This window comes from Streptococcus sp. HMSC072D03, from assembly GCF_001812855.1.
GTDB classification, from domain to species: domain Bacteria; phylum Bacillota; class Bacilli; order Lactobacillales; family Streptococcaceae; genus Streptococcus; species Streptococcus salivarius_D.
Window position 1 is genome coordinate 194,405 of the sequence record NZ_KV810649.1, and the last position, 21,828, is coordinate 216,232.

The following is a 21,828-nucleotide window of genomic DNA, read 5'->3' on the forward strand; positions in this document are numbered from 1 at the left end:
TGACTAACAGAGACCTATGGAAGTGTGAGATAATTTCCGACTGTATGTGGGTGAGTTGATTGAACCCCATTAGACCTCAAAGGAGACCTCTATGATTTTTGATAAAGAAGATTACAAAGCATTTGACCCTGAACTTTGGAATGCCATTGATGCTGAGGCTGAACGCCAACAAAACAATATTGAGTTGATTGCCTCTGAGAACGTGGTATCTAAAGCTGTAATGGCTGCTCAAGGAACACTATTGACTAACAAGTACGCAGAAGGCTATCCAGGTAAACGTTACTATGGTGGTACAGACGTGATTGATGTGGTTGAGTCTCTTGCTATTGAGCGTGCCAAAGAACTTTTTGGAGCAAAATTTGCCAACGTGCAACCTCACTCAGGTAGCCAAGCCAATGCAGCAGTTTACATGTCGTTGATTCAACCAGGTGATACGGTTATGGGAATGGATTTGTCAGCGGGTGGTCACTTGACACACGGTGCACCAGTTAGCTTCTCTGGTAAGACCTATAACTTTGTGGCTTACAACGTTGATAAAGAAACTGAACTCCTTGATTACGATGCTATTCTCGCTCAAGCTAAAGAAGTACAACCAAAACTCATCGTTGCTGGGGCTTCAGCTTACTCACGTATCATTGATTTTGCTAAATTCCGTGAAATTGCTGATGCTGTAGGAGCTTACCTTATGGTAGATATGGCGCACATTGCCGGTCTTGTAGCCTCTGGTCATCATCCAAGTCCAGTTCCTCATGCACATGTGACCACTACAACAACTCATAAGACGCTTCGTGGCCCACGTGGTGGTTTGATTTTGACTGATGATGAAGAAATCGCTAAAAAATTGAATTCTGCGGTCTTCCCTGGTTTGCAAGGCGGTCCTTTGGAACATGTTATTGCTGCCAAGGCTGTTGCTCTTAAAGAAGCACTTGACCCTGCCTTTAAGGAATATGGGGAAAATGTTATCAAGAATGCTGCTGCCATGGCTGACGTTTTCAATCAACATCCAGATTTCCGTGTTATCTCAGGTGGCACTAATAATCACCTATTCTTGGTTGATGTGACTAAAGTTGTTGAAAATGGTAAAGTTGCACAAAACGTTCTTGAAGAAGTTAATATTACTTTGAACAAGAATGGTATTCCTTACGAGCAATTGTCTCCATTCAAGACATCAGGTATCCGTGTTGGTAGTCCAGCCATTACAAGTCGTGGTATGGGTGAAGCTGAGAGCCGTAAAATTGCTGAATTAATGGTTGAAGCTTTGGAAAATCACGATAAACCTGAAGTTTTGGAACGCATTCGTGGAGAAGTTAAAGCTCTTACAGATGCCTTCCCACTCTATTAAAAACTATGTTAGATTTATATATTAAACGCATTATCATTCACCAGTTTTCGCCAAATGATACGGAGCTGGTTTTAGCAGAAGGGCCTCTTGAAATAACGCCACGCTTAGATGAGTATTTTCGAAAGAAACTCTCTAAAGTTTTCTCTGATGAGGCTAAACGTGGCTATTTCGATGCAGAGAATGTTTTCATCAGTCATTTAGGAGATGATTTGATGGAAAGCTCAGTCAAGATTGCCCAACTTTGGAAGGAAGAATTTGTCATTTCTGAAGATCAAAAGACCAATGATTTGGTCTTTATTCAGTTTGACAAAGAAGGGCAAGAATATTTTGCTTTCTTGCGTATTGCTCTCAAGGACAGTTTGATTCATTCTTTGGGAGATAGCCAACATCCTATTCAATTGTCACAAAATAATTTGCCTTCTGCAGCCCAGACACCTGATGAAGCTTTGGTAATCAATCGTAGTAGTAAGCAGTATTATTTGATTGAAAAGCGAATCAAGCATAATGGAAGCTTTGCCAATTATTTCTCTGAAAATCTGTTGCAGGTCCAGCCTGAACAATCTGTCAAAAAATCGATTAAGATGGTTGAAGATACTGCCCAGAAGATTGCTGAGAATTTTAATCAGGATGACTTTAACTTCCAAGGAAAAATGAAATCTGCTATTTTCAATAATTTGGAAGAAGACCAAGAGTTATCACCTGAAAAATTGGCAGACCAGCTCTTTGATAATAATTTGACAGCACGTTTGACCTTTGTTGATGAGCTCAAAGAGGCCATACCTGAGCCTATCTCGGTATCGGATATTGACCATTCGCGTCAAATTAAGAAATTGGAGAATCAAAAATTATCGTTATCGAACGGAATTGAGTTAATTGTGCCTAATAATGTGTATCAGGATGCTGATAGTGTTGAGTTTATTCAAAATCCTGATGGCACCTACTCTATTCTCATCAAAAATATCGAGGATATCATCAATAAATAATATGTTTAAATGGATAAGACGTCTGGCGGTTTTTGTCGTAGTCCTCATCATAGGTATCCAATGCTATCGAATCCATGCCAATATTCAACATGTCTTAACCTATGAATCCATGGTTAAGGAGGTTTTGGCAGAGGACGACATTGATAATACAACCAATGTCGATTTGGTTCTGGCTATGATCTACACAGAAACCAAGGGGAAGACAGATGACGTGATGCAGTCCAGTGAAAGTTCTACAGGGGTGACCAACTCCATAACAGATCGAAAAGAAAGTATTCGTCAAGGGGTGACGGTGCTGTCGGAAAATCTGGAAGAAGCTGCCCACCATAAGGTGGATCCTTGGACAGCAGTACAAGCCTATAATTTTGGTAAGGCCTATATCGATTATGTGGCTGATAATGGTGGAGTTAACACCGTCGAACTCGCAAAGGCTTACTCTAAAAATGTCGTTGCTCCGAGTCTAGGAAACACCAGCGGGAAAACATACACCTATTACCAACCAGTTGCCATGTACTATGGTGGCGGAAAACTTTATACAAATGGCGGAAATATTTACTACGCTAAGGAAGTACAGTTTAATCTCTTTTTGATGCGTATGTTCTCACGCCTCTAAAGAGTAAGGACGTTAAACTTAGGAAAGACAAATGAAAGCATTATTAGTGTATTTTAGAGGATACGTCAAAGACAGTATCCTGGGACCCGTTTTTAAATTAATCGAAGCCAGTTTCGAACTCTTGGTCCCTCTAGTAATTGCTGGAATTGTCGACACAACTATTCCAAATAAAGACCAAAATCATCTGTTTATGATGATTTTTCTCTTGTTCGGACTTGCCGTTATTGGGGTTGTTGTTGCTATTTCAGCACAGTATTTTTCATCCAGAGCAGCAGTTGGCTATGCCCGAGGTTTAACCAATGATTTGTATGCGAAAATCATGCGTTTATCAAAGGAAAAGCGGGATGAGATTGGAACGTCAAGTTTGGTGACACGTTTGACTGGTGATACCTTTCAAATCCAAACGGGTATCAATCAATTTTTGAGGCTCTTTTTGAGGGCGCCAATTATCGTGACAGGAGCCATTATTATGGCATTCCGAATCAGTCCACGCTTGACCCTATGGTTTCTTGTCATGGTCTTGGTATTGACCCTTATAATTGTACTAGCTAGTCGCATCGTCAATCCTTTATACGCCAAGATTCGAGTAATTAATGAATCAATTGTTACCAATACGCGTCAACAACTTGAAGGTATGAGGGTTATTCGGGCTTTTGATCAAAGTGAGCGTGAATTAGATAACTTTACTGGTGTCAATAAAGACTTGAAGAAGTGGCAGCTCAAAACAGGAGTGATAGCAAGTCTCATTAGTCCTTTGACTTTCTTGGTTGTTAATATGACCTTGATTGCTATCCTTTGGCAGGGAAATCTGCAAATTCAAGGTGGCCTTTTGTCTCAAGGGATGCTGATTGCTCTAGTCAATTATCTCTTGCAAATTTTGACGGAGCTCCTTAAATTGGCCATGATGTTGACTAATCTGAATCAAAGTTTTATTTCAGCGAAACGGGTACAAGCTATTTTTGAACTCCAAGATGAGGATATTGAGGCACCTTTAGAAGTCCGCACTTCTAGTCAGGCTTCTACAGTGCTAGCTATTGATCAGATGACCTTTACCTATCCTACAGCTAGTTCGCCATCACTCCAAGAGATTCATGTCAGTCTTACTCAAGGTCAGTCACTAGGTATTATTGGTGGTACAGGTTCAGGTAAATCGACATTGGTGAACTTAATCATGAACTTATATCAGCCTCAGATTGGTTCGCTAGCTATTTTCAAAGATCAAAAATCACCAAAAAACCTTAAAGAGTGGCGTTCTTGGGTTGCCTATGTCCCGCAAAAAGCTGAGTTATTTAGAGGAACCATTCGTTCAAACTTGTCCTTAGGACTTGACCACGAACCGAGTGAGCAAGAACTGTGGCATGCGCTTGACATGGCTCAGGCTGCTGATTTTGTAAAAGACAAGGATCTTGGTTTGGATGAGCCAGTTGAGTCATTTGGCCGTAATTTTTCGGGGGGTCAACGTCAACGTTTGACTATTGCGCGTGCGTTGATGAGACCAGCACCATTCTTGATTTTGGATGACTCCACCTCAGCCCTAGATTACTTGACTGAAAGTCGCCTACTAGCAGCTATCAGAGACAATCTTAAATCAACGAGTTTGATTATTATTTCGCAAAGAACAAATAGTCTAAAAGCTGTTGATCAAATTTTGGTGCTTGATAAGGGACATCAAGTTGGCTTGGGTAATCATGAAGAATTGCTTGCCACAAATAAACTCTATCAAGACATTCATTATTCTCAACATCAAAAGGAGGTCGCTGATGAAGGCTAGAAATAATAAATCAACGCTTAAACGTTTAAGTAGAGATATCTTAAGTCAGCGCTACCTCTTTGCCTTAGCAACTGTTGGGACCATTATTCAAGTTGCCTTAACGGTTTACTTACCTATCTTAATTGGTGATGCAGTGGACGCTGTTCTTAAGATGAACGCCGTTTTATTGATGTCACGTTTAATTTGGCAGATGCTTGTAGTTATCTTAGCTAATAGTGCAATCCAGTGGCTTAACCCTTTGATTTATAATCGATTAATTTATTCATATAGCGAAAGTTTACGTGAACGAGTCATGATGAAAATTCATGCTATGCCTCTCAGTTACCTTGATCGTCAAGGAACTGGAGACATGGTTAGCCGTGTGACTACAGATAGTGATCAATTAAACAACGGACTTCTCATGGTCTTTAACCAATTTTTCGTTGGGCTTTTGACTATCTTTGTCATAATCATTACCATGGCTCGCTTAGACTGGTTCATGATGCTATTAGTTCTAGTGATGACGCCTTTGTCAATGCTTGTGGCACGTTTTATCGCAAAGAAGAGCTACCAACTCTATCGCAATCAAACTAAATGGAGAGGCATGCAGACTCAGTTGATTGAAGAAAGTTTGACTCAAGAAGCTTTAGTACAGAGTTTAAATGCTCAAGACCAGATGGTTAGGAGTTTTAAAGACGTTAATGGTAAGTATGCCGATTATTCACAGGGCGCTATCTTTTATTCGTCAGCAGTTAACCCAGCTACACGTTTTGTCAATAGTCTGATCTATGCTCTCATTGCTGGTGTTGGTGCCTATCGGATCATGTCGGGTGGCGCTTTTACAGTGGGACAATTGACTACCTTCCTAAACTATGTGACTCAGTATACGAAACCTTTTAATGATATCTCATCTGTTCTATCTGAACTTCAAAGTGCTTTGGCCTGTGCTGATCGCCTTTATATGATATTGGATGAAGAGGAAATAACAGAAACAGGTAAGGTGGTCTTGGAAGAAGCAGATGTGCAGGGACGTTTTCAATTTGACCATGTCCAATTTGGCTATTTGCCTAATAAACCTCTTATCAAGGATTTGAGCATTGATATCCCTGCCGCAAGTACTGTTGCCATTGTTGGTCCAACAGGAGCGGGGAAATCTACCTTGATTAACCTACTTATGCGTTTCTATGATTTGGATAAGGGGAACATTCTACTGGACGGTAGACCTATTACAGATTATACTCGTGAGAGTCTTCGGAAACAGATTGGGATGGTTTTGCAGGAAACTTGGCTTGAGGTCGGCACTATTCATGATAATATTGCCTATGGAAATCCAGAAGCCAGTCGTGAAGAAGTCATAGCAGCGGCCAAGGCTGCCAATGCTGATTTCTTTATTCAGCAGTTGCCTCAAGGCTACGACACCTACTTGAATGATGCGGGGCAATCCCTTTCTCAGGGACAACGTCAGCTTTTGACCATTGCTCGCATATTTGTCAATGTGCCTAAAATCTTAATTTTGGATGAAGCCACTTCTAGTATCGATACTCGTACAGAGCTTCTCATTCAAGAGGCCTTCGCTAAATTAATGAAATGTCGAACAAGTTTCATCATTGCCCATCGATTATCTACCATAGAGAATGCGGACCTTATTTTGGTCATGAATAATGGAGATATCGTTGAACACGGAACCCATGAACAACTGATGCAAGCTAAGGGAATGTACTATCGTATGCAGACGGCCCAAAAGACACAAAATAGTTAAATCCGACAGAGCTTTTAAGCTCTGTTTTTTATGATTTTAGCCAATCATTTATCACGGAAGCTTATTAATGAAAAAGAAATGAAATTTAGTTATTTTTTCTTTTTTATTGGAAAAAATACTGATAAGATGGTAAACTAAAGAGGATATTATATAAAAAAAGGTATCGAAAATTAGAATGTTAAAACATAAAAACGTCCTAGTGTTTTTAGGACAAACCTTGCTTTATTTCGCCATTTTTATGGCCCTAATTTATCTCTACAATTACCTAGGACAAGGTCAAGGTAATTTTATCTATAACGAATTTTAGGAAGAATAATGACGAATACAAAAATTAAAGATATGATCGAAACGATTGAGCAGTTTGCTCAATCACAACCTGACTTTCCTGTTTACAATATTTTAGGGGAAGTTCACACTTACGGTGACTTAAAAGCTGACTCGGATAGCCTAGCTGCCAAGATTGATAGTCTTGATATTCCAGAAAAATCACCTGTTGTGGTTTATGGCGGTCAAGAGTATGAAATGTTGGCAACTTTTGTCGCTTTGACTAAATCTGGTCACGCTTATATTCCAATTGATAGTCACTCAGCTCTTGAGCGCGTGACGGCTATCGTTGAAGTAGCAGAGCCTAGTCTGATTATTGCTATCAATGACTTCCCACTTGAGGAAGTCCAAGCTCCAATTCTAACATTGGATCAAGTGACAACAGCTTTTGAAAGCAAGACTAGCTACGAAGTGACTCATCCTGTTAAGGGGGATGATACTTATTACATCATCTTCACATCAGGAACTACAGGTAAGCCTAAAGGGGTTCAAATTTCACACAATAATCTCCTTAGTTTCACCAACTGGATGATTACGGATAAGGAATTTGCGACTCCAAAACGTCCACAAATGCTGGCTCAACCGCCTTATTCATTTGACCTATCGGTAATGTACTGGGCACCTACATTGGCACTTGGAGGAACACTTTATGCTCTTCCTTCAGCTATTACACAGGACTTCAAGAAGCTCTTTGAAACGATCTTCTCACTTCCAATTGCCATTTGGACATCAACACCATCTTTTGCAGATATGGCAATGTTGTCTGAAGACTTCAATTCAGAGAAGATGCCAGAAATTACGCATTTCTATTTTGACGGAGAAGAGTTGACTGTCAAGACTGCTCAAAAGCTTCGCCAACGTTTCCCAGAAGCACGTATTATCAATGCTTACGGACCAACTGAAGCAACTGTCGCCTTATCAGCAGTAGCAGTAACTGATGAGATGCTGGCTAACCTTAAGCGTTTGCCGATTGGTTATACCAAGGAAGATTCACCGACTTATATTATCGATGAGGATGGCAATATCCTTCCAAATGGTCAACAGGGTGAAATCATCGTATCAGGACCAGCAGTTTCAAAAGGATATATGAACAATCCTGAAAAGACTGCGGAAGCCTTCTTCGAGTTTAATGGCCTTCCTGCTTACCATACTGGTGATGTAGGAACGATGACTGATGAAGGTCTCCTTCTTTACGGTGGTCGTATGGACTTCCAGATTAAATTTAATGGTTTCCGTATTGAGCTAGAGGATGTTTCACAAAACCTTAATAAGTCTAAGTATATTGATTCAGCAGTAGCTGTGCCACGTTACAATAAAGACCATAAGGTTCAGAACCTCTTGGCTTATGTGATTCTTAAGGATGGTGTTCGTGAGCAGTTTGAACGTGAAATTGATATCACCAAGGCGATTAAGGCAGACTTAGAAGATATCATGATGTCTTACATGATGCCTACTAAGTTCCTCTATCGTGAGAGCTTGCCTTTAACACCAAATGGGAAAATCGATATCAAGGGTCTTATCAGTGAGGTTAACAACCGATGATTGACTTCTTGAAACAGCTCCCCCATTTAGAAGCCTACGGTAATCCCTTCTATTTTATCTATCTTGGATTAGCTCTATTGCCAATCTTTGTGGGTCTCTTCTTTAAAAAGCGTTTTGCAATTTATGAGTGTTTGGTCAGTCTAGCCTTTATTGTTCTTGCTCTGACAGGAACACATGCTAGCCAATTACTAGCCTTACTCTTCTATATCGTTTGGCAAATCATCTGGGTTTATTCCTACAAACATTACCGCAGTAAAAAGGACAATAAATGGGTTTTCTATTTACACTCATTTCTTGTAGTCCTTCCCTTGATTTTTGTTAAGGTAGAGCCTGCGATAAATGGTACTCAGTCCCTTTTAAACTTTCTTGGTATTTCTTACTTGACCTTCCGATCAGTTGGTATGATTATCGAGATGCGGGATGGTGTCCTTAAAGAGTTTACACTTGGAGAATTCCTCCGATTCATGCTCTTTATGCCAACCTTTACGAGTGGTCCTATTGATCGCTTCAAACGCTTTAACGAAGATTACCAAGCGATTCCTGAGAGAGATGAGTTGATGAATATGTTGGAGCAAGCTGTCAAGTATATTATGCTCGGTTTTCTCTATAAATTTGTCTTGGCTCAAATTTTTGGAAGTATGCTTTTACCTTCACTGAAAACACAAGCTTTAGCTCAAGGTGGTATCTTTAATTTACCAACACTTGGTGTTATGTATGTTTTCGGTTTTGATCTTTTCTTTGACTTTGCAGGCTACTCGATGTTTGCCCTAGCAGCATCTAACCTTATGGGGATTAAGAGCCCAATCAACTTTGACAAACCTTTCATCTCACGAGACTTGAAAGAATTTTGGAATCGTTGGCATATGAGCTTGTCTTTCTGGTTCCGTGACTTTGTCTTTATGCGTTTGGTTATGGTTTTGATGCGTAACAAGGTTTTCAAAAACCGTAACACGACATCAAATGTTGCCTATGTCATTAATATGATGGTTATGGGATTCTGGCATGGAGTTACCTGGTACTACATTGCTTATGGTATTTTCCATGGTATTGGTCTAGGAATTAATGATGCCTGGTTACGTAAGAAGAAGACCATTAATAAAGAACGTAAGAAAGCTGGTCTTGAGCCACTTCCTGAAAATAAATGGACGAAGGCTTTGGGAATCTTTATTACATTTAACACTGTTATGTTGTCATTCTTGATTTTCTCTGGATTCTTGAATGACCTTTGGTTCACTAAAAAATAAGTAAAGGAATTATAAAAATGGATGTAAAATCAGAAGTTATTGAAATTATTGATGAACTCTTCATGGAAGATGTTTCAGACATGATGGATGAAGACCTTTTCGATGCTGGTGTTCTCGACTCTATGGGAACAGTTGAGCTTATCGTTGAATTGGAATCACGTTTCGATATTCGTGTGCCAGTTTCAGAATTTGGTCGTGATGACTGGAACACAGCTAATAAGATTGTTGAAGGGGTAACGGAGCTTCGCAATGCTTAAGCGTTTATGGCAAATTTTTGGCCCTATAATCTGTGCCTTAGTCTTGGTAGTAGTAGTTATTTTTTCCTACCCTCAAGGCAGAAAACATAATTATGAGGTTGAAAAACGTAACGCAGTAACCTTGACAACTGAGAACTTTAAGAGCCGTATTAATAAGACGACAGCTCTTTCTGATAAGAATCATCGATTTGTCCCTTTCTTTGGGTCTAGTGAGTGGTTGCGTTTTGATGCCCTTCATCCAGCTGTTTTAGCTGAAAAATACGACCGTAACTATCGCCCATATTTTATTGGACAACGTGGGGCTGCCTCTCTAAACCAATATTTGGGAATGCAACAAATGCTTCCCGAATTGAAAAATGGGACAGCAGTCTATGTCTTGTCACCACAGTGGTTTACTAAAAAAGGTTACAATTCTGCGGCTTTCCAGCAGTTCTACAATAACGACCAACTTAGTAGTTTCTTAAGTCAAAATCAGACGGATGCAAATTCTCAGTATGCAGCTCAGCGCATCTTAGAGATGAAACCTGAGATTACTATGAAATCTCAACTTTCTAAAGTGGCTAATGGGCAAGATTTAAATTCTCTTGATAAGACTTATATTCAATTTATGGCAGAGCTTAATAAGCGAGAAGATGCCTTGTTCAGTCCTTTTGCAGCATCAAATAATGCAAATTACGACAAGAAGGTTCTTCCTTATCTTAAAGAGTTGCCAGACAAGTTCTCTTACGAGGCACTTGACCGGGTTGCCGTAAGAGATGCAGAAGCCCATACCAAGTCAAACGACTTTGGTATCGATGACCGTTTCTATAAGAAACGTTTGGCTAAAAAGATTGGTAAACTTAAAGGTTTCCAAAAGAATCTTTCGTATGAAGTTTCACAAGAATACGGTGACCTACAGTTGGTGTTAAATCAATTTGCTAAGTCAAATACTAACGTCATCTTTGTCATCCCACCTGTTAATAGCAAGTGGATGGCTTATACGGGACTAAGTCAAGAAATGTATGATGCTACGGTTTCTAAAATCTGTTATCAATTAGAAAGTCAAGGCTTTACCAATATTGCTGACTTCTCAAAAGATGGAGATCAACCTTACTTCATGCAAGATACCATTCATATGGGATGGAAAGGATGGGTAGCCTTTGACAAGGCTGTTGATCCATTTGTAAGTAATCCAACACCTGCACCTAGCTATAACTTGAACGACCGCTTTTATAGTAAGGATTGGGCAGGTTATACAGGGGCTCCTAGTCAGTTTAAGTAGTATTACTTAATAAATCAAAAAGGCTTGTTAAAGCCTTTTTATGTTATGATCTTTCCACGGTATCACCTTCATAAATTATAAAAAGGATTGGGAATTACGCCAATCCTTTTTATCCTTTTAAGTTTTATAATACGTTAAACAGATCGTTATTTGTTTTTAGTTAGAGCTTTTCGAATTAAATCTGCAGGGATAATCAAAACCGCGATAAGAAGTGCAACGATATAGTGTTGAACGTCCATTGGAACGGTACTAAATACTTTACCACCGAATTGAATAATCAAGGTTTGAACGACAGCAATAGAAATCATTACAATTGAGAATTTCTTGTTTTCGCCGATATGTTCAAAAACATTGAATCCATTACTACGTGTATTAAGTGAGTTGAAAATGACAGCATAGATAAATACTGTAAAGGTGAATGTTGTTACCATTTCAAAGTTGCCAGTTCCATTTGTGATAAAGTCTTCGATACCACCAACATTTTTAAGAATAGCTAAACATACAAGAGTAATGAAGACGCTAGCTACACCAATAGCAGATTTCATATAGCCAGTAAGAATATTTGCCTTCTTAGCAACTGGCTTTTCATTCATGTAACGATCTAGGGTAGGCTCTTCACCAAAGGCAAGGGCAGCAAGTGTGTCCATGATAAGGTTAATCCAGAGAATTTGGATAATTGTAAATGGTTCTTTGAGGCCCAAAAGTGGTGAGAGAAGTGACATAGCAATTGTAGTCACGTTAACGGTTAATTGGAAGATAATGAATTTACTTACTGACTTACTCATAGTACGTCCATAGAGGACGGCTTTTTCAATCGAAGTCAATGAGTTATTCAAGATAACGATATCTGAGGCTTCACGTGCGACTTCAGTACCATCACCCATTGAGAATCCGACATCAGCCGATTTAAGGGCAGGTGAGTCATTGACTCCATCACCTGTCATACCAGCAACCATATCGAGGTCTTGAGCTGCCTCAATAAGACGTTTTTTATCCATTGGAAGGGCACGACTGACCACTTTTAAGTGAGGCAATTGTTGTTTAAGTTCTTGATCTGAGAGGGCAGAGAGTTCATCGTGAGTAAGGACAAGGTCATTTTCTCCAGTGACGATACCGGCTTCTTTAGCGATAGCAACAGCGGTTTCTTTACGATCACCAGTTACCATAACTACTTGAACACCCGCACGGTTCATTGTTTCAACAGTTTGTTTAATTGATGAGCGAACGTTATCACGGATACATACGATACCAATTAAAACTTTATCATTACCATCTGTATTTAGGATAGCAAGCAAACGCATTGAACGGTTAGCTTGTTCCAATGATAATTCTTGGAAACGAGCTTTAATATCATCTGTAAAGTTTTGTTTATTACCATCTCTATCAAGATAGTAGTAGCAGTCATCTAGGATGAATTCTGGAGCACCTTTGATGTAAGTTTTTCCGTCCTTAGTCGTTACACTTGCGAATTTTGTTGCTGAGTTGAATTGTTGCTTCTCAGTAATTGTATTCGTATCGAAATCAAGTTGAGAACGTCCGATAAGGAAATCAAGAAGTGCACGATCAGTGGCGTTACTACCAACAGCACTGCCATCAGCTACCATGGCATCGTTATTAAGACCGATACCATTAATCATTTCAGCTTTTAGGCTATCTGACATTGTGTCAAAATCAGGAGCATCAGTTTCACCAGTAGCCGCATAAAGTGTTCCATCAGCAAGGAAGAAGTCAACTACAGATAGTTTACCTTCAGTGATAGTACCAGTCTTATCACTGAAGAGGATATTCATGTATCCGGCTGTTTCAATGGTATCAGGATGGCGAACCAAGATATTTTGAGCTAAAAGTCGTCCTGAGTTCATTGAAGAAACGAGTGCCAACATCATTGGAAGACCTTCTGGAACGGCCATGATGATGATTGTAACCGCAAAGAGAATTGTTTCAATGATAAGAAGGAAGATTGAACCACCATTGAGGTTATTAGCCTTATTAAGGGCAATAAAGCCTAAAACAAGGTTGATTACTGAATATGCAGCACCTGCACTATAACCGAGGACACCGATGTTTCCAGCAAGCTTGTTGAGTTTTTCTTTGGATGGTGAATCTTTACTATCTTCTTGAAGAGAAGTATTGATGCTTCCTAGAACGGTATTATCACCAATTTGTGTAGCTTCCATAACGGCTTCGCCTGAAGTAACAACTGTACCACGGAAGGCTTTGAGCTCTGTAAAGAGGTCGGAAGAGTCTGGCTCTGCTTGATCACCAAGAGGAAGTTTTTTAGCATCTTCACTTTCACCATTAAGGACAGCTTGGTTTACTTTTAACTCACCTTCCAAGATGATACCATCAACTGGGATCTTGTCCCCTGATTGAAGGAGAATCTGATCACCTTTTACAATATCATCAACGAGAACCTCTTTAAGTTTACCATCACGATAAACCTTAGCATTAGTTTTTGAAGCCTCTTCCTGAAGAGTGTTGAACTTTTGCTCATTTCGGTATTGTGAGACTGCTGAAAATCCTGTAGACATCAAAATGGCGAAAATTAGTGAGATAGCCTCATACCAATTAGCTTCACCAATAGCAGGGAAAATCATTCCAACAAAGTTAAAGATGATTTTTAATCCTAAGGCAGCCAAGAGGATAAGAATCCATTGATCTTGGAAGGCTTCGATAAAGATTGAGAGGAGCGAGTTAGCCTCTTTACTAGATAGCCTATTATCGCCATGAGCGTTCTTACTTGCTTGAACTTCAGCAGAAGTCAAGCCTTTAAATTTTTTCATTTAAGGTTTTGTATCCTTTCTAAATTATTACTGAGTTTTAAGGCTAGTAAATTATAAGCCAAAAAGTTTATCATTACAGTCACGATAACTGAATAACCATCAGTAAGTATTATACTTTATTTTACTATTAAGTTGTTGATTTTTCACCAATAGAATATTGAAGTTTCTTTTCTCTTTAGCAAGTGTAGGAGTGTACAAAGAACCCGCATTTTTTATTTAGAGATAATTCTGTTTTTTCACCTTCAATTCATACAACCCTCTCACCGCATTGCATCCATAGATGGCCTGAGCCTGTTCCATATCTTTTAAGGTCAAGACTTTTTCTTTAAGCTTATTATCAGCAATAAGTCTTTGTCTGTAGATGCCATTTAAGAGGCCGAGGTGAACGGGTGGTGTGTAGAGTTGGTCTTTGATTTTAAGAACGATGTTACCGATAGAGGTTTCTAGGAGTTGCCCCTCATGATTATAATAAATTTGTTCGTGAGGTTCGATACTAAGGTGAGGACGGTAACTTGTTTTGAAGAAGGTATAGGGGCTATCCAACGGATGCCTTTGCTCAACTAACCTTGCTTGGCAGAAGTCATTAGATAAGTTTGTTAATTGGGTATGTTCAAACTTCAGTTCACCATCTTTTGCAAGTGACATTTTAAGACGGTAGTCTTTGTCAAGGTTTAGTGATTTGCACAGAGCTTCGACTTGATAGTGTGCTTTTTCTGCATTGAAAGGATAGTCAAAGTAGCGACTGCTCTCTTGCAAGCGTTTCATATGCTCCTCAAGAAATAGCAGTTTTCCTTGATGGACACGACCAGTTGAAATGAGATTGAATTTGGGGTTCTGACGGTATAGAACAGCAGCTTTTTGCTTGGTTTCTTCATATTCAGCTTCCCAGTTGCTATCCCAGGTAATACCTCCTCCGACACCATAGATAGCTTTGGTTCCTTCCATTTGTAGTGTTCGAATGGCCACGTTGAAAATACTAGGTCCCTGTGGCATCAAGATACCAATAGCTCCACAATAGACACCTCGAGGCTGTTTTTCAACCTTCTTAATAATCTCCATGGTTGCTATTTTTGGGGCACCTGTAATCGAGCCGCATGGAAAAAGGGCTTGGAAGACATCGCTTAAACTACTATTTGGTAGGAGTTGCGTCTCAATAGTCGAAGTCATTTGCCAAACCGTAGAGTATTGTTCAACTTGGCAAAGGCTCTTGACATCCTCACTTCCTATTTTTGAAATACGATTCATGTCATTTCTAAGAAGATCGACAATCATCATATTTTCAGAGCGATTTTTCTGATCCTGAGCTAGCCACTGGGCTTGTTTGAGGTCAGATTCACTTGTCAAACCACGATTAGTAGTACCTTTCATAGGACGAGTGGTCAATCTATCACCATCTTTTTTAAAAAAGAGTTCTGGGCTTATGGAAATGATAGAGACATCATCGTGCTGAATAAAGGCATTGTAATGTGCATTTTGCTCAACAACCAATCGGTTATAGATGGCAAAGGGATCAGCTGTCAGGTTCTGTTGAAGTTGAACAGTATAATTGACTTGATAAGTATCACCTTGTCGAATATGGTGGTGTATTTGCTCAATAGCAGCCTTGTATTCCTCTGCAGAAGTTAGCTCTTGCCAAGATTTTGGTAAGGCAATTGGCTCATAAGCAAGTGGAATAGGCTCTATTTGAACAGTTTCATGAATAGTGAAGTAGAGGAGATACTCTGACATTAATGGACCAGCAATAACCTGAAATTTTGTCTCGAAGGCAGGAGCTGCTTCATAGGAAACATAACCTACTGCATAATAGCCCTTATTTTGATAGGCTTCGACTTCAGTTAAGAGATGCTTAACTTCCTTAATGTCCTTTGTTTTTAGTTCTTTAATGGCGTCTGTAAAGATTTGTCTGACACCAAGTTCTTTAAAATCAATAACAGTTTTCTTATGCATACTTAGAGTATAACATAAGAAGTTTCCCTCTGGTTCTTTTTCATGTTTTAATTCTCTTTCTCAAAATTTTAACTAAAAATGAACTTTTTTGACAGTTTTACATATGTTATAATAGTGGTGACTAAAAGAAGATTTCAGAGGGAAGTATGACAAAAAAAACAATTTAAAGAAGGGTAACAGCAGTTTTTTACATAAAAAAATGAAAAGAGGGACATCTAAAAGTAATTCATGGAAGCATCAAATGTACGAGCTAGAAATTGCCATTGCTAAAGAGTCAAGTAACAAAAAAAGAAATGAACTTATTAACATTCATAATAGCTATATGAGTGAGTATGATAGCTTAAAGAAACAAATCATTTGGTTAGTCGTATTGGGAATTTGTTTCTTATTGGTATTGGTAGTTTTTGGTTATTATATTTGGAAAAGTTACAATAGTGAGAATATGTCTTATACATCATCTTGCCTTCAAGAGAAAGTACTGAGCACCTATAGAGCTTAGTATCCTAATCCTAGTAAATAATAGAGTCTCTAGACAAAAGTCTAGGGATTTTTTGTTATAAAAAAGGATTTATCAGGTTGGTATATAGTTATTAGCTATAACAATATCTAAACAAAAGGAGATAACAGGAGCTGGAAACCCTTTGTTTTATAGGTTATAGTCTAAAACTATATATAGAGAAAACTAATAGCAATTATACAGACACCCATTTCTTTGGTAAGATAAGTTCAACAACAAAGAGGAGGACACAAGATGTCAACTACTATCATTGGTTTCCCACGTTTGGGTGAATTCCGCGAATTAAAATTTACAACAGAAAAATACTTTAGAAATGAAATTACTGCAGATGAACTTTTAACAGCAGCCAAAGACTTGCGTGCAAAACACTGGAATATTGTTAAAGAGAAGGGTATCAGTGAAATTCCTTCAAATGATTTTTCACATTACGATAACTTCCTTGATGCAGCTTTCCTTTTCAATGTCGTACCTGAATCTGTTCAAAACTTGGATTTGACAGATCTTGAACGTTACTTTGCTTTGGCGCGTGGTTACCAAGGTGAAAAAGGGGATGTACGTGCCCTTCCTATGAAAAAATGGTTTAACACTAACTACCATTACATCGTTCCTAAATTTGAAAAAACAACAGAAGTTAAACTTGCTGGTCACAAGATTTTTGATGAGTACCAAGAAGCTAAAGAATTGGGACTTAACACACGCCCAGTTGTGGTTGGACCATTCACATTCCTTCAATTATCTGACTTTGAAGATGGTGTGAAAGCAGAAGACTTTGTAGACAGCTTTGTGGCAGCTTACCAAGAAGTCTTCGCAAAATTGGCTGAGCTTGGTGCGACTCGTATTCAACTCGATGAGCCAGCCCTTGTTAAAGATTTGACAGCTGAAGAAAAAGCTCTCTTCTTGAATATCTACAACAAACTCTTGGCTGATAAAAAAGGTCTTAAAGTCTTGATCCAAACTTACTTTGGTGATGTTCGTGATGTCTACAATGATCTTGTGAACTTGCCAGTTGATGGTATTGGTCTTGACTTTGTTGAAGGTAAGAAAACACTTGAATTGGTTAAAGGTGGTTTCCCAGCTGATAAGACTCTCTATGCCGGTATCGTCAACGGTAAAAACATCTGGCGTAACAACTACGAGAAGAGTCTTGAAATTCTTGAACAAGTTCCAGCTGAAAATGTTGTTTTGACAACATCTTGCTCACTTCTTCATGTACCATTTACAACTGCTAACGAAGAATTTGAACCAGCTATCTTGAACCACTTTGCTTTTGCGGTTGAAAAATTGGACGAATTGCGTGATTTGGATGCTATCCGCAATGGTCAAGGTGCAGAAGCCCTTGCAGCCAACAAAGAACTCTTTGCGACTGAGCGTGTTGGTGAAAATGCTGAACTTCGTGCTCGTATTGCAGGCTTGACTGAAGCTGATTACACTCGTTTGCCAGCATTTGCAGAACGTGAAGTGATTCAAAAAGATGCTTTCAAACTTCCATTGCTTCCAACAACAACTATCGGTTCATTCCCTCAAACTAAGGAAGTTCGTGCTAAACGTTTGGCTTTCCGTAAGAATGAATTGTCACAAGAAGAATACGATGCATTCCTTGCTGAAATCACTGATGAATGGATTAAATGGCAAGAAGAAGTTGGATTTGATGTGCTTGTACACGGTGAATTCGAACGTAACGACATGGTTGAATACTTCGGTCAAAACTTGTCAGGTTACCTCTTCTCTAAAAACGGTTGGGTGCAATCATATGGTATGCGTGGGGTTAAACCACCAATCATTTGGGGTGATGTGACTCGTCTTAACCCAATCACTGTGAAATGGTCTAGCTACGCACAAAGCCGTACTGACAAACCTGTTAAAGGTATGTTGACTGGACCTGTTACTATCCTTAACTGGTCATTCCCACGTGAAGACATCTCTATCAAGGATTCAACTCTTCAAATTGCTCTTGCAATCAAAGATGAAGTTCTTGACCTTGAAGCTGCAGGCGTTAAAATTATCCAAATTGACGAAGCTGCTCTTCGCGAAAAATTGCCACTCCGTCGTAGTGACTGGTACGAGGATTACCTCGACTGGGCTATTCCAGCCTTCCGTTTGGTTCACTCAACAGTAGCACCAGACACACAAATCCACACTCACATGTGTTACTCAGAATTTACAGATATCATCCCAGCTATCGACAACTTAGATGCTGACGTTATCTCATTTGAAGCTAGCCGTTCAAATCTTGAAATCTTGGATGAACTTAAAGCTCAAAACTTCCAAACAGAAGTTGGACCTGGGGTTTACGATATCCACTCACCACGTGTCCCACAAGACGGTGAAATTGACCACACTATCGAAGCAATCTTGGCTAAAGTACCAAGCGGTAAAGTTTGGATCAACCCTGACTGTGGTTTGAAGACTCGCGGAATCAAAGAAACTAAAGAAAGCTTGATCAAGCTTGTAGAAGCTGCAAAAGCAGCTCGCGAAAACTTGTAAGCAGAAGTTATCATACGTTGAAGACCTTCTTCCTTAAGTGTAGAAGGTTTTCAATAGCGAATAATTTTCTAAAGATTTTTGCAAGCAGGCTATGATTAACAAGTGTTTAACTGAACTCATGAAGTCAGTAGGCACTTAAAACAGCTTTCGTCTTAACAAAAATCTAAAAAGAAGAAGGTATAAAATATGACAAGCCAAACACCATCACTCTCTTTTGAAGTCTTTCCACCTAACCCAGCAGTAGGTAATGAAAAAATCCTACGTGCTCTTGAGGATATGCAAGGATTGGCTCCACACTTTATCAGTGTGACAGCTAGTAATAACAAATATAATATCAAAGAGACGACGGTTCCTTTGGCAGATCATATTCAAAATGACCTAGCTATCCCAACGATTGCCCACCTTCCAGCTATCTATTTGAGTAAAGAAAAGGTTGCTGATACCTTACGTGACTTGGATGCCGTTGGTGTACACCGTATCTTAGCCCTACGTGGCGATATCATTCCTGGTGTGGAACCTCTTAAAGACTTTAAATATGCCACTGATTTGATTGAATTTATCAAGGAAGAAGCTCCTCAATTTGATATCATCGGTGCCTGCTATCCTGAAGGGCATCCAGATTCGCCAAATCAAATCTCTGATATCCAAAACCTTAAGAAAAAGGTTGATGCAGGTTGTTCTGGTCTTTTAACCCAACTCTTCTTTGACAATGAACGTTTCTATGATTTTCAAGATAAATGTACCTTGGCTGGAATTGATGTACCAATTCATGCGGGTATTATGCCAATTTTGAATCGTAACCAAGCTCTACGTTTGCTTAAGACTTGTGAGAATATCCATTTGCCACGTAAGTTCCGTGCCATTTTGGATAAGTATGAGCATGATCCTGAGTCACTTAGAGCGGCAGGTCTTGCTTATGCGATTGACCAGATTGTCGACCTTGTTACTCAAGATGTTGCAGGCGTTCACCTCTACACCATGAATAATGCAGAAACTGCTCGTCATATTCACGAAGCGACTCATTCCTTATTTAAGCATCATTCACAAGTTAGCGCTCTATAATTGAATCATAAAACTACCACCTATAGTTTAATCTATAGGTGGTTTCGTGTTTATAGTATGAAAAAAGTGACTTCCTTAATTCTAGTAGTGTAATGTATAAAAAAGACTCAGAGCTTAGCTCTAAGTCTTAAATATTACTCGCCTACGAAAGCATTGATTTCTGCTTCGATATTCGCAATTTTTTCTTTAGCATCTGCTTCAGATTCACCAACTGTAGCGATGTAGAATTTGATTTTTGGTTCTGTACCTGAAGGACGAACGGCAAACCATGAATCATCAGCCAAGATGTATTTAAGCACGTTACTTGGAGGAGTTGTCAATTTTTCAACGCCGTCAGCAGTAGTAGCTGTTTGTTCCAAGAAGTCTTCTGTCTTAGCAATGTCTGTGTTGTTGAATTGTTTAGGAGCATTGCCACGGAATTTATCCATGATTTTCTTGATTTCAGCAGCTCCGTCAACACCTGAAAGGGTAACAGAGATGGTTTTTTCTGCGAAGTAGCCGTATTGTTTGTAGATTTCTTCGATACCATCTGCCAAAGTCATGCCACGTGAGCGGTAGTAAGCTGCGATTTCAGCAACGATAAGAACAGCTTGGATAGCATCTTTGTCACGTACGAATGGTTTGATGAGGTAACCGAAGCTTTCTTCGAAACCAAGCATGTAAGTGTGGTTGTGTTGTGTTTCAAATTCATGAATTTTTTCACCAATAAATTTGAAACCAGTCAAGACGTTAAACATCGTTGCGCCGTAGCTTTCTGCAATCTTAGTAACCAACTCAGTTGATACGATTGATTTACAGAGGGCAGCATTGGCAGGAAGTGTACCAGCTGTTTTGTGAGCTTCAAGAATGTATTTAGCAATGATAGCTCCGATTTGGTTACCAGAAAGGTTGAGGTAAGAACCATCTGGTTGACGAATTTCAACACCAAGACGGTCAGCATCGGGATCAGTTGCAACCAATACATCAGCGTCTACTTTGCGACCAAGTTCTTCAGCAAGAGCAAATGCTTCTTGGTTTTCAGGGTTTGGAGATTTAACGGTTGAGAAGTCAGGGTCTGGTACAGCTTGCGCTTCAACAACTTGTACAGCTTCAAATCCAGCTTGCGCAAGAGCACGACGTGCCAACATTTCACCAGTACCATGAAGTGGAGTGTAGACAATCTTCATGTCACGACCGTATTCATTGATTAAGTCTTGGTTGATGTTAACGCCTTTAACTTCTTTCAAGTATTCAGCGTCGACGTTTTCACCGATAACTTCAATCAAGCCGCTAGCTTTGCTTTCTTCAAGGTCAGCCAATTGCACAGTGAAAGGATTTTCGATAGCACGGATGTAGTCTGTCAATGCATCTGCATCTGCTGGTGGCATTTGTCCACCGTCTTCTCCGTAAACCTTGTAACCATTAAATGGTGCAGGGTTGTGGCTGGCTGTTACCATGATACCAGCAAATGTGTGAAGATGACGTACTGCAAATGACAATTCAGGTGTTGGACGAAGGCTTTCAAATACGTAAGATTTAATACCGTGAGCTGCCAAAACTTGTGCAGATTCAAATGCAAATTCTGGAGAGAAGTGACGGCTGTCATAGGCAATAGCAACACCACGTTTTTTAGCTTCTTCCCCTTTTGAGTCAATCAATTGGGCCAAACCTTCAGTTGCTTGGCGAACAACGTAAATGTTAATGCGGTTAGTACCAGCACCAATCAATCCACGCATACCAGCTGTACCGAATTCAAGGTTGGTATAGAAGGCATCTTCTTTCGTTTTTTCATCCATTGCGACCAACTCATCATGAAGGTAAGCAGGCAATTCAGCGAAGTCGAGCCATTTTTGATAATTTTCAGTGTAAGACATAGCAATCTCCTTTATATTTTTAACCGCTTACATTATAACAAATTTTTTCAGAAAATTCTAGCGATAATTGTAAATCTTTTTAAAAAGAAAATGGTATCTAAAATGTA

General features: G+C 39.4%; 16 protein-coding genes. 13 read left to right on the plus strand and 3 right to left on the minus strand.

Annotated features, from left to right (window positions below; all coding sequences use genetic code 11):
• The first annotated feature begins 91 nt into the window (after window positions 1-91).
• The 10 genes from glyA to dltD all read left to right on the plus strand — a co-directional run bounded on the left by glyA (window position 92) and on the right by dltD (window position 11,075).
• Entirely contained in the window at window positions 92-1,342 is a 1,251-nt protein-coding gene (glyA, locus tag HMPREF2877_RS04875; protein WP_021144018.1) for a serine hydroxymethyltransferase, read from the plus strand.
• Between the two features lie 5 nt (window positions 1,343-1,347).
• Window positions 1,348-2,325, plus strand: coding sequence for a nucleoid-associated protein (locus HMPREF2877_RS04880; RefSeq protein ID WP_004182031.1), 978 nt, complete (start codon window positions 1,348-1,350; stop codon window positions 2,323-2,325).
• 1 nt (window position 2,326) lies between these two features.
• Window positions 2,327-2,938, plus strand: a complete 612-nt coding sequence (locus HMPREF2877_RS04885; protein WP_037611402.1) for a lysozyme family protein — start codon at window positions 2,327-2,329, stop codon at window positions 2,936-2,938.
• A gap of 31 nt (window positions 2,939-2,969) precedes the next feature.
• The gene (locus HMPREF2877_RS04890; protein ID WP_045772375.1) at window positions 2,970-4,709 is read left to right on the plus strand and encodes an ABC transporter ATP-binding protein; all 1,740 of its coding nucleotides are present in this window, start codon (window positions 2,970-2,972) and stop codon (window positions 4,707-4,709) included.
• Window positions 4,699-6,447 (plus strand): ABC transporter ATP-binding protein, encoded by a 1,749-nt coding sequence (locus HMPREF2877_RS04895; RefSeq protein WP_070578939.1) that lies wholly within the window; start codon window positions 4,699-4,701, stop codon window positions 6,445-6,447. Before HMPREF2877_RS04890 ends, HMPREF2877_RS04895 begins: the two co-directional genes overlap by 11 nt.
• Before the next feature lie 175 nt (window positions 6,448-6,622).
• Entirely contained in the window at window positions 6,623-6,754 is a 132-nt protein-coding gene (locus HMPREF2877_RS04900) for a teichoic acid D-Ala incorporation-associated protein DltX (RefSeq protein WP_002885174.1), read from the plus strand.
• An 8-nt stretch (window positions 6,755-6,762) separates the two neighbouring features.
• Window positions 6,763-8,313: a D-alanine--poly(phosphoribitol) ligase subunit DltA gene (gene dltA / locus HMPREF2877_RS04905; RefSeq protein WP_014634613.1), complete on the plus strand. Its 1,551-nt coding sequence runs from the start codon at window positions 6,763-6,765 to the stop codon at window positions 8,311-8,313.
• The gene (gene dltB / locus HMPREF2877_RS04910) at window positions 8,310-9,557 is read left to right on the plus strand and encodes a D-alanyl-lipoteichoic acid biosynthesis protein DltB (RefSeq protein ID WP_002891150.1); all 1,248 of its coding nucleotides are present in this window, start codon (window positions 8,310-8,312) and stop codon (window positions 9,555-9,557) included. The genes dltA and dltB overlap by 4 nt, the downstream gene beginning before the upstream one ends.
• A gap of 17 nt (window positions 9,558-9,574) precedes the next feature.
• Window positions 9,575-9,814, plus strand: a complete 240-nt coding sequence (gene dltC, locus HMPREF2877_RS04915; RefSeq protein ID WP_002891149.1) for a D-alanine--poly(phosphoribitol) ligase subunit DltC — start codon at window positions 9,575-9,577, stop codon at window positions 9,812-9,814.
• Window positions 9,807-11,075, plus strand: coding sequence for a D-alanyl-lipoteichoic acid biosynthesis protein DltD (dltD, locus tag HMPREF2877_RS04920; protein ID WP_070578942.1), 1,269 nt, complete (start codon window positions 9,807-9,809; stop codon window positions 11,073-11,075). Before dltC ends, dltD begins: the two co-directional genes overlap by 8 nt.
• 146 nt (window positions 11,076-11,221) lie before the next feature.
• Here dltD and HMPREF2877_RS04925 read toward each other — a convergent pair whose 3' ends face one another.
• Window positions 11,222-13,858: a calcium-translocating P-type ATPase, PMCA-type gene (locus tag HMPREF2877_RS04925; RefSeq protein ID WP_014633028.1), complete on the minus strand. Its 2,637-nt coding sequence runs from the start codon at window positions 13,856-13,858 to the stop codon at window positions 11,222-11,224.
• Window positions 13,859-14,074: 216 nt separating this feature from the next.
• The gene (gene pabB / locus HMPREF2877_RS04930) at window positions 14,075-15,805 is read right to left on the minus strand and encodes an aminodeoxychorismate synthase component I (RefSeq protein WP_070578945.1); all 1,731 of its coding nucleotides are present in this window, start codon (window positions 15,803-15,805) and stop codon (window positions 14,075-14,077) included.
• A 199-nt stretch (window positions 15,806-16,004) separates the two neighbouring features.
• Here pabB and HMPREF2877_RS04935 point away from each other — a divergent pair, with 199 nt between their 5' ends.
• The 3 genes from HMPREF2877_RS04935 to metF all read left to right on the plus strand — a co-directional run bounded on the left by HMPREF2877_RS04935 (window position 16,005) and on the right by metF (window position 19,868).
• On the plus strand, window positions 16,005-16,304 hold the full coding sequence (locus tag HMPREF2877_RS04935) for a hypothetical protein (RefSeq protein WP_070578948.1): 300 nt from the start codon (window positions 16,005-16,007) through the stop codon (window positions 16,302-16,304).
• Window positions 16,305-16,556: 252 nt separating this feature from the next.
• Complete coding sequence (metE, locus tag HMPREF2877_RS04940) at window positions 16,557-18,806, plus strand: 5-methyltetrahydropteroyltriglutamate--homocysteine S-methyltransferase (protein WP_070578951.1); 2,250 nt, start codon at window positions 16,557-16,559, stop codon at window positions 18,804-18,806.
• Window positions 18,807-18,992: 186 nt separating this feature from the next.
• Entirely contained in the window at window positions 18,993-19,868 is an 876-nt protein-coding gene (metF, locus tag HMPREF2877_RS04945) for a methylenetetrahydrofolate reductase [NAD(P)H] (protein ID WP_021144026.1), read from the plus strand.
• 134 nt (window positions 19,869-20,002) lie between these two features.
• Here the strand turns inward: metF and HMPREF2877_RS04950 are convergent, their stop codons facing one another.
• Window positions 20,003-21,721, minus strand: coding sequence for a phospho-sugar mutase (locus HMPREF2877_RS04950; protein ID WP_004182081.1), 1,719 nt, complete (start codon window positions 21,719-21,721; stop codon window positions 20,003-20,005).
• Window positions 21,722-21,828: the final 107 nt, after the last annotated feature.